This window comes from Methylobacterium sp. 285MFTsu5.1 (genome assembly GCF_000383455.1).
Lineage (GTDB): Bacteria > Pseudomonadota > Alphaproteobacteria > Rhizobiales > Beijerinckiaceae > Methylobacterium.
Window position 1 is genome coordinate 1 of the sequence record NZ_KB911319.1, and the last position, 14,803, is coordinate 14,803.

At 64.9% G+C, this 14,803-nt stretch carries 12 protein-coding genes and 3 pseudogenes; 3 read left to right on the top strand and 12 right to left on the bottom strand.

Features of this window, described 5'->3' with window-relative positions; translation table 11 throughout:
• The 11 genes and pseudogenes from H288_RS35375 to H288_RS0130910 form a co-directional block, all read right to left on the bottom strand.
• A pseudogene (locus H288_RS35375) lies at positions 1-1,707 on the bottom strand (hypothetical protein); the annotation flags it as partial.
• Between the two features lie 502 nt (positions 1,708-2,209).
• Entirely contained in the window at positions 2,210-3,205 is a 996-nt protein-coding gene (locus tag H288_RS35380; protein WP_158684274.1) for a hypothetical protein, read from the bottom strand.
• A 37-nt stretch (positions 3,206-3,242) separates the two neighbouring features.
• On the bottom strand, positions 3,243-4,190 hold the full coding sequence (gene rfbD / locus H288_RS0130870) for a dTDP-4-dehydrorhamnose reductase (RefSeq protein ID WP_020096423.1): 948 nt from the start codon (positions 4,188-4,190) through the stop codon (positions 3,243-3,245).
• Entirely contained in the window at positions 4,190-5,239 is a 1,050-nt protein-coding gene (rfbB, locus tag H288_RS0130875) for a dTDP-glucose 4,6-dehydratase (RefSeq protein WP_020096424.1), read from the bottom strand. Before rfbB ends, rfbD begins: the two co-directional genes overlap by 1 nt.
• Before the next feature lie 88 nt (positions 5,240-5,327).
• Positions 5,328-5,546 (bottom strand): annotated as a pseudogene (rfbC, locus tag H288_RS33265) (dTDP-4-dehydrorhamnose 3,5-epimerase); the annotation flags it as partial.
• Between the two features lie 885 nt (positions 5,547-6,431).
• On the bottom strand, positions 6,432-7,079 hold the full coding sequence (locus tag H288_RS0130885; RefSeq protein ID WP_020096426.1) for a NeuD/PglB/VioB family sugar acetyltransferase: 648 nt from the start codon (positions 7,077-7,079) through the stop codon (positions 6,432-6,434).
• On the bottom strand, positions 7,076-7,801 hold the full coding sequence (locus H288_RS0130890; protein WP_020096427.1) for an SDR family oxidoreductase: 726 nt from the start codon (positions 7,799-7,801) through the stop codon (positions 7,076-7,078). Before H288_RS0130890 ends, H288_RS0130885 begins: the two co-directional genes overlap by 4 nt.
• 4 nt (positions 7,802-7,805) lie before the next feature.
• The gene (locus H288_RS0130895; protein WP_010685059.1) at positions 7,806-8,033 is read right to left on the bottom strand and encodes a hypothetical protein; all 228 of its coding nucleotides are present in this window, start codon (positions 8,031-8,033) and stop codon (positions 7,806-7,808) included.
• The gene (locus H288_RS0130900; protein WP_020096428.1) at positions 8,030-9,070 is read right to left on the bottom strand and encodes a ketoacyl-ACP synthase III; all 1,041 of its coding nucleotides are present in this window, start codon (positions 9,068-9,070) and stop codon (positions 8,030-8,032) included. Before H288_RS0130900 ends, H288_RS0130895 begins: the two co-directional genes overlap by 4 nt.
• Complete coding sequence (locus tag H288_RS35385; RefSeq protein WP_012318195.1) at positions 9,063-9,380, bottom strand: hypothetical protein; 318 nt, start codon at positions 9,378-9,380, stop codon at positions 9,063-9,065. The genes H288_RS0130900 and H288_RS35385 overlap by 8 nt, the downstream gene beginning before the upstream one ends.
• Positions 9,346-10,953, bottom strand: coding sequence for an HAD-IIIC family phosphatase (locus tag H288_RS0130910; RefSeq protein ID WP_020096430.1), 1,608 nt, complete (start codon positions 10,951-10,953; stop codon positions 9,346-9,348). Before H288_RS0130910 ends, H288_RS35385 begins: the two co-directional genes overlap by 35 nt.
• 201 nt (positions 10,954-11,154) lie before the next feature.
• Here H288_RS0130910 and H288_RS0130915 point away from each other — a divergent pair, with 201 nt between their 5' ends.
• Complete coding sequence (locus tag H288_RS0130915) at positions 11,155-12,588, top strand: SDR family NAD(P)-dependent oxidoreductase (protein WP_020096431.1); 1,434 nt, start codon at positions 11,155-11,157, stop codon at positions 12,586-12,588.
• A 61-nt stretch (positions 12,589-12,649) separates the two neighbouring features.
• Here H288_RS0130915 and H288_RS0130920 read toward each other — a convergent pair whose 3' ends face one another.
• Positions 12,650-13,162 (bottom strand): hypothetical protein, encoded by a 513-nt coding sequence (locus tag H288_RS0130920; RefSeq protein WP_020096432.1) that lies wholly within the window; start codon positions 13,160-13,162, stop codon positions 12,650-12,652.
• A 481-nt stretch (positions 13,163-13,643) separates the two neighbouring features.
• Between H288_RS0130920 and H288_RS0130925 the strand changes: the two genes are divergently transcribed.
• Positions 13,644-14,117 (top strand): acyltransferase, encoded by a 474-nt coding sequence (locus tag H288_RS0130925; protein WP_245274590.1) that lies wholly within the window; start codon positions 13,644-13,646, stop codon positions 14,115-14,117.
• 238 nt (positions 14,118-14,355) lie between these two features.
• A pseudogene (locus tag H288_RS0130930) lies at positions 14,356-14,803 on the top strand (glycosyl transferase); the annotation flags it as partial.

The window sequence follows — 14,803 nt, forward strand, 5'->3', positions numbered from 1 at the left end:
CTCGCCCGAGCGCAGATAGTGGTCCAGCGGTGAGAACCCGGCCTCCGCCACGTCCAAGTTCATACGCAGGTACCAGGCTGGATCGAAGTACGGGTTCGGCCAACGCCCCTCTGCTTCGCCCGAGCGCAGATAGTGGTCCAACGGTGAGACCCCAGCCTCGGCCACGTCCGGGTTCATACGCAGGTACATGGCTGGATCGAAGTACGGGTTCGGCCAACGCCCCTCCGCTTCGCCCGGGCGCAGATAGTGGTCCAGCGGTGAGACCCCGGCCTCGGCCACATCCGGGTTCATGCGCAGATACCAAGCTAAATCAAAGCATTGATGCGAGGGTCGACCTTCAAGCAGCTCGTTTCTCAGCATTCGGTTGCAAATCCAATTAGCTGAAAGATCAGCATCTCTAAATCTATAGCCGCCAGACCACTGGTCGGCATATAATTTATCGCTCACGAAATGGCTCTCAGGAACGCAGTCGAAATCACCCGCTCCTTCAACTAACCGCTTAAACCAAATTACCCGACTCTCATTCATTTCCTCCACCGGCGCATGAATGATACCGAATGCTTCCGAAAACCACCCCGCTTTATGTTGCTGCGTACCGTGGTTGGAAACATAGAACTGGGCATGGAGACTGAACCAGAGTGCGACAGCGACATCGTAGCCACAGGTAGAAACTACATGCTTAATTCCAGCAGATTGTGCTCTCTTGGCGAAACTCTCAATGAAGTCAGCACTTTCTCGCGCTACACTGCTGAACCAGCCCTCTTTACCAACTGGATCAAAGTTTACAGGCAGACTAAACCCATCGAGGATTAAGCTTACATCCCCATACCTTTCCATCATTTGACACGCCAATTTTAAATAGACATCATCCAATCCGCCCGCACGTCTGGAGTGGGATCGAAGGCCTAGCATAATAATTGGACGAGGAAGCGCGGCCAAGATTTCAGTGAGGGCAGGGTAATTTTCTCTCTGGCGCCTCTTGAGATAATCTATTACTTCCGCGCGAGTTTCTCGATTGATTGTGACTCCTCCAGCCATGATAACATTACCATGACGACCAATTTCGGCGACGTTGTCGCTGCTAATTCGCGTAACAGGCAATGAAGCAAGACTCGGGAAAATCTCCCCGATGGGCCCGAGCGGCTCGCGCATGACAATCAAGCCTTCGATATTAATAAGATTATCTTGCCCGCGATCTAGAAGTCTCTTGATTCCACTAATTTCATTATGAAGGAAGTGTGCAAAATTTTCGTGCCCCAGGAGAATTGAAACTTTCTCAGGTCGACGTAAAAATTCATTTCCTGAGGCCCATGCCAGATGCGCTTCGACATCCGCGGGTGAAAAATTAAATTCGCTATCTATCCATGTGAGACAAACGTCTCGGTCATGGAGAAAGATGCCAACTATCGGCATTCCGACGCCAATAATGGAAGCGATAAGCGAATATCGAGGACGTCCCTCATTAACGATAAATAGGGCATTCCAAGAAGTTACATTCGGCACACACACCTTGATTTCGTCGCCGCAAAGCGGATCAGCAAACGAGATAAACCCTCTGCAAAGATAATCGTCCTGCCAACCCGAGCCCAGAGTTCTAAATTTATTTATGATTTCTTGAATAAATGGAAATCTGAGTTGGATCTCCTCGCTTACGCCAGAGAACTTCAGCAACTCCACTCGATCCTCTGACCCCGTGCTGGTCATCATGCTTACCTTCAGCTTACACCATTGTCTCGTTCACCCACATTCTTCATGTGGGCATATCCTTATATTATAATATACCAAACACTCTATCGATTACCTGAGTCTCTTTAGAATCATAGATTCCCAATGTAGAAGAAAGTGCACAGAATAGGCTCTGTACTACGCGTGCTTCTTAAGGCAAAAAGCCAATCGCAGATAACTCAGATATTCTAACTTCGCAATCCTGGGAAATCGTGAGAATGCTGAAGATAGTAATATAAAGCCCCATGCGGATCGAGAATATAAAAATATTATATTGCACTGAAATCATTAAACAGTCGCTTGAAGATAGATTTATAAGTGCAAAATCAAAGCAATACTCATACTTTATGTCAAAACCGGCCATCTATTGGGGAGAACATTTTCTTCAGCGACCTTAGCATCATACGACATGCATAAGATCTGCGGCCTGATGAACCGAACCGATACCTTGTGCAAACGCGAACAGCCGATCCCGAAATTTCGATCATTTCTTCTTCTTTTCTGGAGTGTGTTCGTTGAAACCACTGGGTCCAGACCAGCTAAAGGAGTAAGGAATCTTAGAATAGTACTCGTGCCCGCAATCATATAAGAGCGTCCTATATTGATCTAGTATATTTCGCAGCTCTGGGGTGTTTCTCGGCGTAAATTGTTTGGAGTGCCTCGTAAAGACTTCCTTATTTGCAATTTCATTACCACTAAAGTGAAAGAATCGCAACGGCGCTCCATTAACAGTCCATGCCTCACCCTTTCGAGCTAATCTCCTTTGCGAAAGATTCCAATACGCAACATTATACCCTGGATGTCTGAGAATCGCGGTTTTCTCGATGAAGGCCGGGAAATAATCGGCCCATTTTTGATCAACGAAAATCCCGTTTTTAAGATCAATGATGCAGTACCTTTCCAAGCGCCTTGCCCACCATGAAACTGTGTTTTTAACCTGCTCAGTGCCCACAAAAGCGCAAAAGCCCAAATTATATATGCCATATTTTAGAAACTGCTTGTCGTCCATCTCCGCATATTCGGCTGGTTCGCAAAGATGAGGCGTCAATATGCAATGAGCTCCTGCGTCGAAGGCCTGCTCTACTTCTTGGAGCCTGCTGAGAACCATGATATCTGGATCTAAATAAATTACGGGCAGCCCCTCGTGTCTATCGAACAGAAGCATAAATGCAAAAGGCTTTAGTGAGGTATTTAATTCGGTAATATTATAATTTTGTAACATCGCCTCAATATTTGGTATGCCGAGCTGGCTGAGAGTGATTATTTCATAAGGAACTCCGCCCGGATCGCCAGCACGTTCGTCATCGCAGATTACTGCATAAAACTTCGCCTTAGGATGAGTGCTAGACACACCTCTATAGAGAGCGTTTGAGTAGCCCATAAAGTTACGAGAGCATATTGTGAAAAAAATCATATCATGCGCTGAAGAACCATGCGGCGACTGTAGCGATTCACTGTTAATTGATGAGCTAAAAGCCATGATCCATCTTATCGTTCTGAATTGAAATTTGGCAGAGTTAGCAGTACAGGTGGCGCTCGACGCTGGCCGGACCCGCCCAGAGCTCCACGAGCTCGAACGGTTGTCGTCGAGGATGATGAAGCTGTCCAGGCCAACAGTGAGCATCTCGGCGAGTTCGCGGCGCGATGTCGGAGGCGGCCGTGAGGCTGTCGGTGGACAGGCGCGAATTGGCCGGCCGCCGGGCCGGTGTCGGGTAGGCGGAGGTCGGGATGCCCTTGACCGGCACGGCGCGGCCGCCGCGCCGGGCCGACCCCGCCACGATCGCCTCGGCGAAGCCGCACCACGTGGTGTCGCCCCGGTTCACGCAGTGGAACGTGCCGGCGGGCGCCTCCGGATCCGCCGCCATGGCCTGCGCGATCGTCGCGAGGGCGGCGGCGAGGTCGGCGGCCGAGGTCGGACAGCCGTGCTGGTCGTTCACCACGGTCAGGGCGTCGCGCTCGGCCGCGAGCCGCAGCATCGTCTTGACGAAGTTGCCCCGGTGCGGGCTCACCACCCAGGCGGTCCGGACGACGGCGTGGCGCGGGTTGCCGGTGCGCACCGCCAGCTCGCCGGCGGCCTTGCTGGCGCCGTAGACGCTCTGCGGGTCGATCGGAGCGTCGGGCGCGTAGGCCCCGTCGGGCCTGGTCCCGGCGAAGACGTAGTCGGTCGAGACGTGCACCAGCGGGATAGACCGGGCCGCCGTGGCGGCCGCCAGGATCGCCGGGGCCAGCGCGTTGAGGCGCCACGCCGCCACCACGTCCGACTCGGCCTTGTCGACCGCCGTGTAGGCGGCGGTGTTGATCACCGCCCGGTAGGCGCGGGCCGCGAGCGCCGCCGCGACGGCGTCCGCGTCGGTGATGTCGAGCTCCGCGCGGCCGGGCGCGTGGACGGTGACGCCGTCCGGCCAAGCCAGGGCCTGAAGCTCGGTGCCGACCTGCCCGGCGCCGCCGAGGACGAGGACGTCCATCAGCCGTTGAGCCCCAGGCGCTCGCCCTTGTAGCGGCCCTCGCGGATCGGGCGCCACCAGCCCTCGTTCCCGAGGTACCACGCCACGGTCTCCTCAAGCGCCTGCTCGAAGGTCTTCTGCGGGCGCCAGCCGAGCTCGGTCTCGGCCTTGGTGCAGTCGATCGCGTAGCGCCGGTCGTGGCCCGGGCGGTCGGCCACGAAGCTGATCAGCTGCTCGTGCGGGGCGCCCTGCGGGCGGAGCCGGTCGAAGGCCGCGCACAGCGCCTTGACCACCGCGAGGTTGTTGCGCACCGCGCGGCCGCCGAGCAGGTAGGTCTCGCCGATCCGGCCGCGCTCCAGCACGGCCACGAGGCCCTTGGCGTGGTCCTCCACGTGGATCCAGTCGCGCTCGTTCAGGCCGTCGCCGTAGACGGGCAGCTTCTTGCCCTCGAGGGCGTTGAGGATCATCAGCGGGATCAGCTTCTCGGGGAAGTGACGCGGCCCGTAATTGTTCGAGCAGTTGGTCACCAGGACCGGCAGCCCGTAGGTCTCGTGCCAGGCGCGGGCGAGGTGGTCAGAGGCCGCCTTCGAGGCCGAGTAGGGCGAGCGCGGATCGTAGCGGCTCTCCTCCGTGAAGAACGCGTCCGGCGGCAGCGAGCCGTAGACCTCGTCGGTGGAGACGTGGAGGAAGCGGAAGGTCCTCCTCTCGGCCTCCGGCAGCGTCTCGTAATGGCCGCGGGCGCCGTCCAGCATGGTCTGCGTGCCGATCACGTTGGTGCGCACGAAGGCGCCCGGGTCGGTGATCGAGCGGTCGACGTGGCTCTCGGCGGCCAGGTGCATCACCGCCTCGGGCTTGAAGTCCGCAAAGGCCTTCTGCACGGCGGCGCGGTCGCAGATATCGGCCTCGACCAGGCGATGGCGCGGGTTGTCGGCGAGCGGCGCCAGCGAGACCGGGTTGGCCGCGTAGGTCATCGCGTCGAGGGTGCAGACGTCGTGGCCGAGATCGTTGACGAGGTGCAGCACCAGCGCCGAGCCGATGAAGCCGCAGCCTCCGGTCACCAGGATGCGCATGGCGGATTACCTCTTCGGATCGATCGAGAACTGAGAAAGCCGGGGCAGCCTAAGACCGGCCGTCGTGACAAAATTGCGGCCGCGCTCTTCAGAAGACGCGGCCGAGATCGGCGAGCTTGGGCGCCCGGCGATCCTTGTCGGACAGGATCGCCGCCTCTCCCGAGACCGGCCACGGGATCCCGATCGCCGGATCGTTCCAGAACAGCGCGCGGTCGTGCTCGGGGCTGTAGTAGTCGTCGACCTTGTAGGCGACCATCACGTCGGGGGTCAGGGTGCAGAAGCCGTGCGCGAAGCCGTGCGGGAGCTCGTGCGCCCCCATGTCTGAAGGCTATCATTCGCTATGCCGAAGGCGTCCTTCAGTTTGTCTTGAATTGCAGCGATAAGATCGACGACCTCTCCCTGCTTGCAGCCGAAGCGAGTCAGCTCATGCGCCACAGCGAGGTTGAATACGCGATAAGACGTGTACTGAACCTCATGCCCAGTCGCGGCTGGCAACTCGTCGTAGAACGCCAGGGCGGATGCCGGATTCCCATTTTGGCTAGCTGAGCCTGCGCGAGATCTTCGTCGAGGAGACGTCTCACGCTGGCTGCGAGACGAGAGGGGACCGGCTTGTCGAGGCGTAGCCGTGCTGATTCCGGCGCCCCGTACATGAGCGCATAGACGAGCTGAATAGCTTGCTGACGTGCCACGGCCATGAGGGACCATATACAAACACCAATCAAGGTTTCAATTGCGACCGAGGGCCATTTTTGAGCTGATAGGTGTCCGGTGGTGTCTAGTTCGATCCCTGTAACGGCCCGATAATTCCCTGCTCAAAAACGACGGGAATTAGTGAGCTACATGATTGATCAACAAGTGCAATTTTTGGAGTAATGCTGCCAGATACCAACGTATGAAAGTTCAATTCCCTGATAATCAGGCCTGCCCCTGCCCGATTGAATCAGTCCCAGGCGCTGAGTACGTATGGTTCGCAGCGTGAAGGCGTGATCGACCGCGGCTCATCGCGTGCCGCGCACGGTTGGATGGGCACGGGTCGCTCAATCACCCGAGAGGGCTCGTTGGTGAATTGGCAACCGGGCGAGCCAGCTCGAAGTGCGAGCGGCAGTGCCCTGCAATACGGTGCCGAAGCTATGAGCAGAAAGCCCCCCCAAGTCGGCGAGCTAACACGCAGCTCATCGAGACGCGGATGAGTTCAAATGCGGTCCGGCGCGATTGGATTATCGGGCTTCGGCCAAACCGCCGCGTCGTCCGGCACCGCGCGCAGCACCGTACAGCCCATGCCGATCATCGCCCGCTCGCCGATCTTGAGGCCCTGCAACACCTTCGCGAGCGGCCCCACCAGACCGTCCGCGCCGATCATACACCGGCCGCCGATGAAGGCCGCCGGCGAGATCGTCGTGTTGTCGCCGATCTCCGCGTCATGCCCGATGATCGCGCCGGTGTTGACGACACAGAACCGCCCTAGCCGCGCATCGACGTTGACAATGACCCCGTGCGCCACGAATGCCCCCGCGCCCAGCACAACGTCTTGGCTAACAATTGCGTGCGGCGACACCAGGGGCGGGCAGGGCAGGGCGTGGCGATCGAGCCACGCGATGATCTCGGCCCGCGCTTGGATCGCCGCCCGGCTCACGCCTCCCACCGCAAGCGCCACGCCATCATACTGGGCGCGGTCGGCCAGCAGTTCGTCGAGGTAGCCCCTATAGGTTCCGACCTGCGCGGTCGGTTGGCTCGAATAGGTGGCCTCCACCGTGTAGCCGCGCAACTGTGCGACCTCGGCGATCTCCTTGGAGAAGCCGCCGCCGCCGATTAGCGCGAGCCGCTGCCCCGGCCCGGTCAAAGCACGGCCCCGCCGTCGACGCGCAGGATCTCGCCGGTGACGTGCCGGGCCTGGGGCGACATCAGGAACGCGATGGCATCGACCACGGACTCGACGGTCGCGGCGCCCGCGGGGCTGCGCTTCTCCAGCACCTCCTTGAACTCCGCGCCGTACAGGCGGGCATGGGCCTGGGTCATCTCGGTGTCGAGCCAGCCGGGGGCGACGCCGACCGCGCGCCGGGGGGCGAGTTCCCGGGCTAGGCCCTTGATCAGGGCGTCGAGCCCTGCCTTGGAAGCGGCGTAGGGCACGATCGCCGGCTCGGGCCGCTGCGCCGCGACGGACGAGACCGCGCAGAACACCGCGTCCCGGGTCGAGACGCGGGCGCTGCCGAAGGAGGCCGCGAACAGGGTCGGCGCAACGAGGTTGGTGCGGTAGAGGCGCTCGACCTCCTCCACGCCGAGGCTGCGCATCGGCTTGATGACCTGGATGCCCGCGCAGTACACGAGCCCGGTCAGGAGCCCGTGCTCGGCCACGGCCGCCTGCAGCACGCCGCCGATCGCCGGCAGGTCGGTGACGTCGGCCGCGACGGCAGTGCAGCCGAGGGCCTCCAGCTCGGCGAGCCGGTCCGCCCGCCGGGCGAGGGCGGTGATCCGCGCCCCGCCCGCGCGGAGGCGCTCGGCGACGGCGCGGCCGATGCCGCTGCTGGCCCCGACGACGAGGACGTGCTCCCCCGGCTCCGACATCGGCTCAGGCCTGCAGCTTCGCGCCGGCCAGCGCGATCAGGTCGTCGGTGGTCGCCGCCCCGGCGATCCGTTGCGGATCCACCTCGAGGCCCAGCGTGTCGTAGAGCGCCATGATGTTGAGGATGCCGAGCGAGTCGAAGGTCTCGATCTCACCGAGGCTCTGCCCGCGGGCGAGCGGTCCCGGCTGGTCGAGGATCGTACCGAGCTCGTCCAGGAATGCGCCCTCGGTCATCGGGTGGTCTCCTCGTAGGTCAGGACCGGGGGCGCGAAGATCCGGTCGGTGGTGATCGTGCAGGCTCCCCAGCTCAGCCCAACCCCGAAGCCGGCGAGCAGCGAGCGCACCCGCCGGCCCGCATAGGCCTCCGCGAGGAAGCCTGAGATGGTGCCGGGGATCGAGGCCGAGTTCTGGTTGCCGTAGACCGACTGGGTGCCGGTCGGGAGTTTGCTGTCGTCGAGCCCCAGGCGGCGCTGGAGATTCTTGAGGATGTACTTGTTCGGCTGGTGCAGGACCAGGAAGTCGACGTCCTCGGCGCGCGTGTCCGAGAAGGCCAGGATGCCCTCGATCAGCGGCGGGACGCGCTTGAGGGTGAAGTTGAAGACCTGCGCCCCGTCCATGTGCATGGTGCCGGGCTTGTCCGCGTCCTCGGCGTCGGCCCGGAGGCCGCTGTGCGGGATGAACAAGGCCTTCTCGCCCGAGCCGTCGCTGTGGAGCTGGAAGAAGCTCTCGTTCTCGCGCCGCTCGATCAGCACCGCGGCGCCGGCATCGCCCATGATCGGGGTGATCGACCGATCCCCGGTCGCGACCATGCGGCTCGCGACGTCGCCGACGCAGAGGAGGACGCGGTCGAGGCCGGATTCGACCAGGCTGTAGGCGACCGACAATCCGTAGACGAAGCCGCTGCAGCCGAGGCGGATGTCGAAGCAGAGCGTGTCGGTCCGCATGCCGAGGCGGTGCTGCATCCCGATCGACGTTGACGGCGAGCTGTAATCCGGCGTCTGGGTGACGAGGATCAGGCCGTCGACGGCGTCGGGCTGCAGGTCGAGGCCGCGCAGGAGGTGGCGCGCCGAGTGCAGGCAGAGATCCGCCGTCGTGGTGCCGAGATCGGCGACGACGTGCCGGGTCGAGAAGCCCATGGCCCGCTTGAGGCGCTCCGCCTCCTCGGGGGCGAGCCCAAGGGCGGCCGCCTCGTCGTCGAAGGCCTGGACGCGCGCGCCGACCGTGGTGACGAGCCCCGCGAGGGTCGCGCGCGAGAACCGCAGGTCAGCCATGCTCGACCGTCTCGGCGACGTAGTCGATCCAGCCCTGGAAGCGGCGGAGCGGCGACTTCGTGCTGTCGAGGATGCTCTCGTTGGCGAGCGGCACGTAGCGGCCGACCGTCCGCTCGATCTCGGATTCCGTCTCGAGGAGGAGCTCGACCACCGCGAAGGAGTCGAGCCGCTCGTACACGTCGTCCTCGGGCCCGGGATTCTCCAGGTCCGGGCGCCCCCAGGTCTCGACGAGCCGCGCGAAGGTGGCGCGAGCAGCCGCCTCGACGGCGCCGCGGTCACTCCGCGACGATGTGGATGTAGGGGGTGTCATCCGGTCCTCGTGTCAGTCGGTACGTCTTGCCCTCGGGGCCAGCGCTGAGGGGTTCGAAGCCGTTGTCGTCGAGGAAGCTCTCGACCATCCGGTTCTTCGCGCTCGGGCGATACTGGGCCTTCAGGTCCCGATCACCCTCCTGCTGGCAGACGTGGCGCAGAATTTGGGCCTCGATGCGGCGTCCGAGGGCCCGGCAGCTCATCAGGAACGTCTCGAGTTCGCCGCCCCGGACGATGGCGACCCCAACGATGCCCATGTCGCCGAACCGGTCGACCACCCGGGCCGCGTAGACGCCGCCTTCCCGCATGGCGATGGCGACCTCGTCCTCGGTGTAGCGCCGGGTCGTCAGGTTGAACTGGTTGGTCTTGTTGATCAGCTGCGTGACCCGTCGCAGGGACCCCGGATTGTTGCGGGCAACGTGCACCCGAATTCCGAGGGAGGCGAGATACTCGTCCATCGAGGCGGCGGAGCGCTGCAGCTCCTGGCGCTGGGCCTCGCCGCGGTACTGCTCGGTCTTGGCCAGATCCTCGGCGGTGACGTTCCGGGCGCGCAGGGACGCGATCCCGTCGAGGAGGGTGAGCGCCTGCTCGGGGCGCGTCCGGTCGAACAGGTAGCACTCGACCCCGGGAAGCCGGGCGCGCACCTCCTCAATCTCGAAGGGGTTGTCGTCGAGGAAGATGAAGCTGTCGAGGCCGAGGTTCAGGGTCGCCGCGAGGTCGCGGATGTTCTCGCTCTTCTCCGTCCAGTTGCTGCGGTAGGCCACGAAATCGTCGAGGCGGAGCGGCATCGCGCGCTGGGCGAAGACCGCGCGGAAATCCTCCTCGTTGTTCTTCGTCACCGCGCAGAGCAGGATCCCGAGGCCCTTCAGGCGTAGGAGCTGGCGCTGGAGCTGGGTGTGGACGATCCCCGGATAGTCGCTGTCGACCTCCAGGTTCTCCACGCCGTCCTCGCCGACGACGCCACCCCAGAGCGTGTTGTCGGCGTCGACCACCACCACCTTGCGGCGCGCCCGCAGCCGCGCCGCGACGGCGTCGGCGTAGCGCTCGTTGAGCGCGTCCACGGCGGCCGGGGCGTAAGGCATCTGGTACATGTACCGGTTGCGCTCGCGGAAGGCGTTGGCGAAGCCGAGCAGCGCCAGCGCGCCGGCGACGTCGACGACGCTGACCCGCTCCTGCGCCCGGGCGAGGTCGAACAGCACCGCGTTCACCCGCGCGAGCGCCTCCAGCTGATCGTGGAGGTCGCTCTCGACGGACGAGACCGGCACGAACGGCACGGTGTTGAGGATGATCGTACCCGGCGCCCGCGCAAGCCGCGCCGAGACGAGCTCGGCGAGGCCGCGCGCGCGGGCGACGGCCGCCTCGTCCGGGGCGACGTCGAAGAACCAGCGATGGTCGAGATGCACGATCAGGACGTCGGCGACGGCGGGTCCCGCCAGCACCTGCTCGATCTGTCCGATGGGGAGATGCTCGCACGAGACCGTGGCGAGATCCGCGAGGCGGCCCGCCACCTTCCCGAACGGGTTGGTGACGACGTTTCCGACGAAACCGATCGACAGGGCGCGAGCCGTGGTCATCCTCGATACCGGTCCCTGCGACACCCTGCGGATGCCTGCCCTCCGGCGATCGACCGGCCCCTTTCCGTGCGTGCGAGCGCCGCCCTCTTGCGAGATCGCGTGCCATAAAGCAAGGGGCCGGGCATCCGGCGGCCGGCCAGCCCGGCCGGGGCGGGGACGGGGCGGGAACCGAGCGGGGACCGGCCGAGGAGGAGCTGCGCGATGAACGGATCCGGTTCGGACGAGGCCGCCGCGACGACGCGGACTTGGACCGAGGCCCATCAGGCCGCCTTCGCGCGGGCGACCGGCGACGTGAACCCGATGCACATGGACGCCCGGATGGCCCGGCGGACGCTCGCCGGCGAGCGCGCCGTCCACGGCGTCCACGCCGCCCTCTGGGCCCTCGATGCCTGCGCCGACGCCCATCCCCTCGACCGGCTCGCGACGCTCCAGATGCGGTTCGAGCGGTTCGTGCTGGTCGGGGACCGGACCGTCCTGACGGTCCACGAGGCAGACGCGCGGCAGCTGCGCCTGTCCGTGGCGGTGGACGGCGTCCGCACCCTGACGATCCAGGCGACCTTCGCGGCGGAGCGGGCACCGGGTCAGCCGGTCGAGGTTGCGCCCGTCGCGATCCCCGCCGAGCCGGTCGCCCGCGATCCGGCGGCCCTAACGGAACTCGCCGGCGCCTTCGCGCTGCCGGACCCGGCGGCGATCGCCGCGCTGGCGCCGCGCCTCGCCCGCGCCCTCGGTCCCGGCCGGGTCGCCGCCCTGGGCGGCCTGTCGACGCTCGTCGGCATGTTCGTGCCCGGCCTCCACTCGATCCTCTCGAAGATCGACGTGACCGTCACCGAGGGGGGCACCGGCTCGCGCCTCGGCTACGCGGTGAAGCGGTTCCAGCCGATGCTGCAATCGGTGACGCTGGACGCCGTCGGCCCCGGCCTCGTCGCCCGGGTCGAGGGCTTCGTCCGCCCACGGCCGGTGGAGCAGGAGAGCCTGCGGGACCTCGCGGCGCTGGTGGAGCCGGGCGCTTTCGCGGCGGTGTCCGCTCTGATCGTGGGCGGGTCACGGGGGCTCGGCGCCGCGACCGCCAAGCTGATCGCCGCCGGGGGCGGGGCGGTCTGCATCACCTACGCGTCCGGCGCCGCCGAGGCGGAGACGATCGCCCGGGAGATCCGCGACGCCGGCGGGCGCTGCCAGGTCCTCCGCTACGACGCCGGCGAGCCGGCCGCCGCGCAGCTAGCGGCGCTGGCGATGCGGCCGTCGCAGCTCTACCACTTCGCGACGCCCCGCATCTTCCGCCAGAAACGCGCGCCCTTCGAACCGGCCTGCCTGGACGAGATGATGCACGTCTACAACACCGCCTTCTACGAGCTGAGCCAATTCTGCCTGGAGCGCGGCGACGCCGTGGCGGCCTTCTACCCGTCGACGAGCGCCATCGACGAGGCGCCCCGCGACACCCTGGAATACGTCATGGCCAAGATCGCCGGCGAGACGCTGGCCGCGACCCTGGCGCGAACGCTCCCGAACCTTCGGACGGTGATCGAGCGGCTGCCCCGGGTGAAGACCGACCAGACGGCCACGATCTTTCCTGTTCCGGCCGCCGCGCCGAGCGCGCTGATGCTGCCGATCATCCGCCGGATGTCGGCGGCCGCCTGACCCGGAGGCGTGGCGGGCGCGGGACCGTATCGGACGGCCCTGTCCGAGACTGGTGCCGGTATCACTCCGCGGCGGCGTCGTGCCGGACCTCTTCCTCCGGATCGGCCTCGGCGTCACCGACCTCGGTCCCGTCGGGGGCTGCGGCGGCGGTGAAGAAGTCGCCGTTCCGGATCGCCTCGCCGCCGGTCACCAGCATGCTGAGATAGGTGTTGAGGGTGTTGGGCGCGACGTCGGGCAGCCGCTCGGCGATCTGGGCATGCGACAGGCCCTGCGGTCCGGTCGAGCCGAGCAGCGCCTTCAGCCGCCCCTTGGCTGAGTTGGACCGGGGACCGCGGGCGCCCCGCCGTCCGCCAGAGGCAGGCGCGGCGCGGTCGGCCGCGGCGGCCCGCGGTCCCTCGGGCGCGTAAAGACCGGAGGCGTCGAGCGGGATCCCCTCGACGATGGAGGTCAGCGCGGCCTCAGCTGCCCGGAGCTTGGTCAGCTCGGCCGTGATCCGATCGTAGTCGCTCTGCAGCGCGGCCCGGCGCGCCCGAACGTCTACCAGGGCCTTCGTCAGGGTGTTGTCCTCAGCCATCGGACGGCCTCATCCCACGATTTCACTGGCTGACGGCATACGTCACAGGCGCCTTCCGGCGTCAACAGCCGCGCGGAGCCGCGCCGACCGGCACCGGCCACCCGCACCAGATCCCCGCGCGAGTTGTGAGGACGGCGCCTGATGGCTTAGAGACATTCCTGAAACGCCGCTGCCGGCTCGGAGGCATCGGCACAACCGCCGAATGTCGACGGATCCCGATCTCGGCACGCCGATACCGTAATCGTCATGTCAGAAGGCGAGCTTCCTTCCGCGGGTTCGATGTGCGGCCGTCCGCTCCGGGACGCCGGCCGCGCCGCACCCAGGGGCGTTCATAGATCCCGCAGAGCGAATTATGTCTTTGAATATCTTCGACAAAGGGGAGAATAATGTCATCGACATTGATTCGCGGGATCAGCACAGCCAAGCGGGAAAAATCTACGTCAACGGCGACAACAACTACATCCGCATAGGCAGGGGCTGCGTGTCCGACAAGGACATGCACATCGTCATCGAGTCGAACTCCCGATTCGATGTCGGTGAGGACGTGCGGCTGTCGATGGCCAACATCTATATCGGCCCCGGCTCGGTGCTGCGCATCGGCGACCGGACCGGCTTCACCGGGCTCGTCCATCTCAACCCCGTCGAGGGAAAGGCGATCGAGATCGGCACGGACTGCTCGATCGCGTCGGGCGTCTGGATGACGACGAGCGACTTCCACTCCATCGTCACCCAGGACACCGGCGCGCGGCTGAACTCGGCCAAGCCCGTCCGGGTCGGCAACCACGTCTGGATCGCCAATCAGGCCACGCTCCTCAAGGGCACGGTCATCGGCGACAACGCGATCGTCGGCGCGCACGCCGTCGTCACCGGGACGGTGCCGCCCCATTGCGTGGCCGCCGGCAACCCCGCGCGGATCGTGCGGGAGAACGTCACGTGGCGGTCCGACCTGATCTGACCGCGCCGGCGGGTCGCGCGGGACGTGGGGCAGGGCGTGCGGTTGTTTACCCCGCGCGCGCGTTCCGTTAGGGCGATGGGCGTCGGCGCGGCACGCTGCCCGGCGCGCCGAGACGCCTTCGATCCAGCCCGCGCGAACACATGCTCACCCGAGCTCCAGGCCTCGAACCCAGCGCCGATTCCGACATGCCCTCCGACGGCGATCGGCGGCCGTCGCGCGACAGAACGGGCGCCGCGCGTTGAAGCGGATCCGCGGCCTGTACCATCGCTGGGCGCGCTCCGGCCCGGTCCGCGCGAGCGGCAACCCGCTGATCCGGCTGGCGGCCCGCCGCGGCCTGCCGGCGGCGGACGATCTCGTCACCGCGGACGCGCAGATCGCCGTCCTGGCCCCGCACTTTGACACGGCGTTCTACGCGAGCTGGTACGGGATCACGGCCGACCCGGTGCGCGACTACCTCGTCCACGGCTGGCGCGCGACCCGCGACCCGCGCCCCGACTTCGACTCCGCCGCCTACCTCGCCGCCCATCCCCACCTCGCCCGCGCCGGCATCAACCCGCTCCTGCACGCCCTCGCGCGCCGCCGCGCCGGACGTGAAGGGGAGGGGGAGGCGGCCGCCCTGCCCAAGCCCGACACGGCCGAGGCCCATCGCCTCGCCCGCCGCCTCGTCGACGGCGCCTTCTACCTCG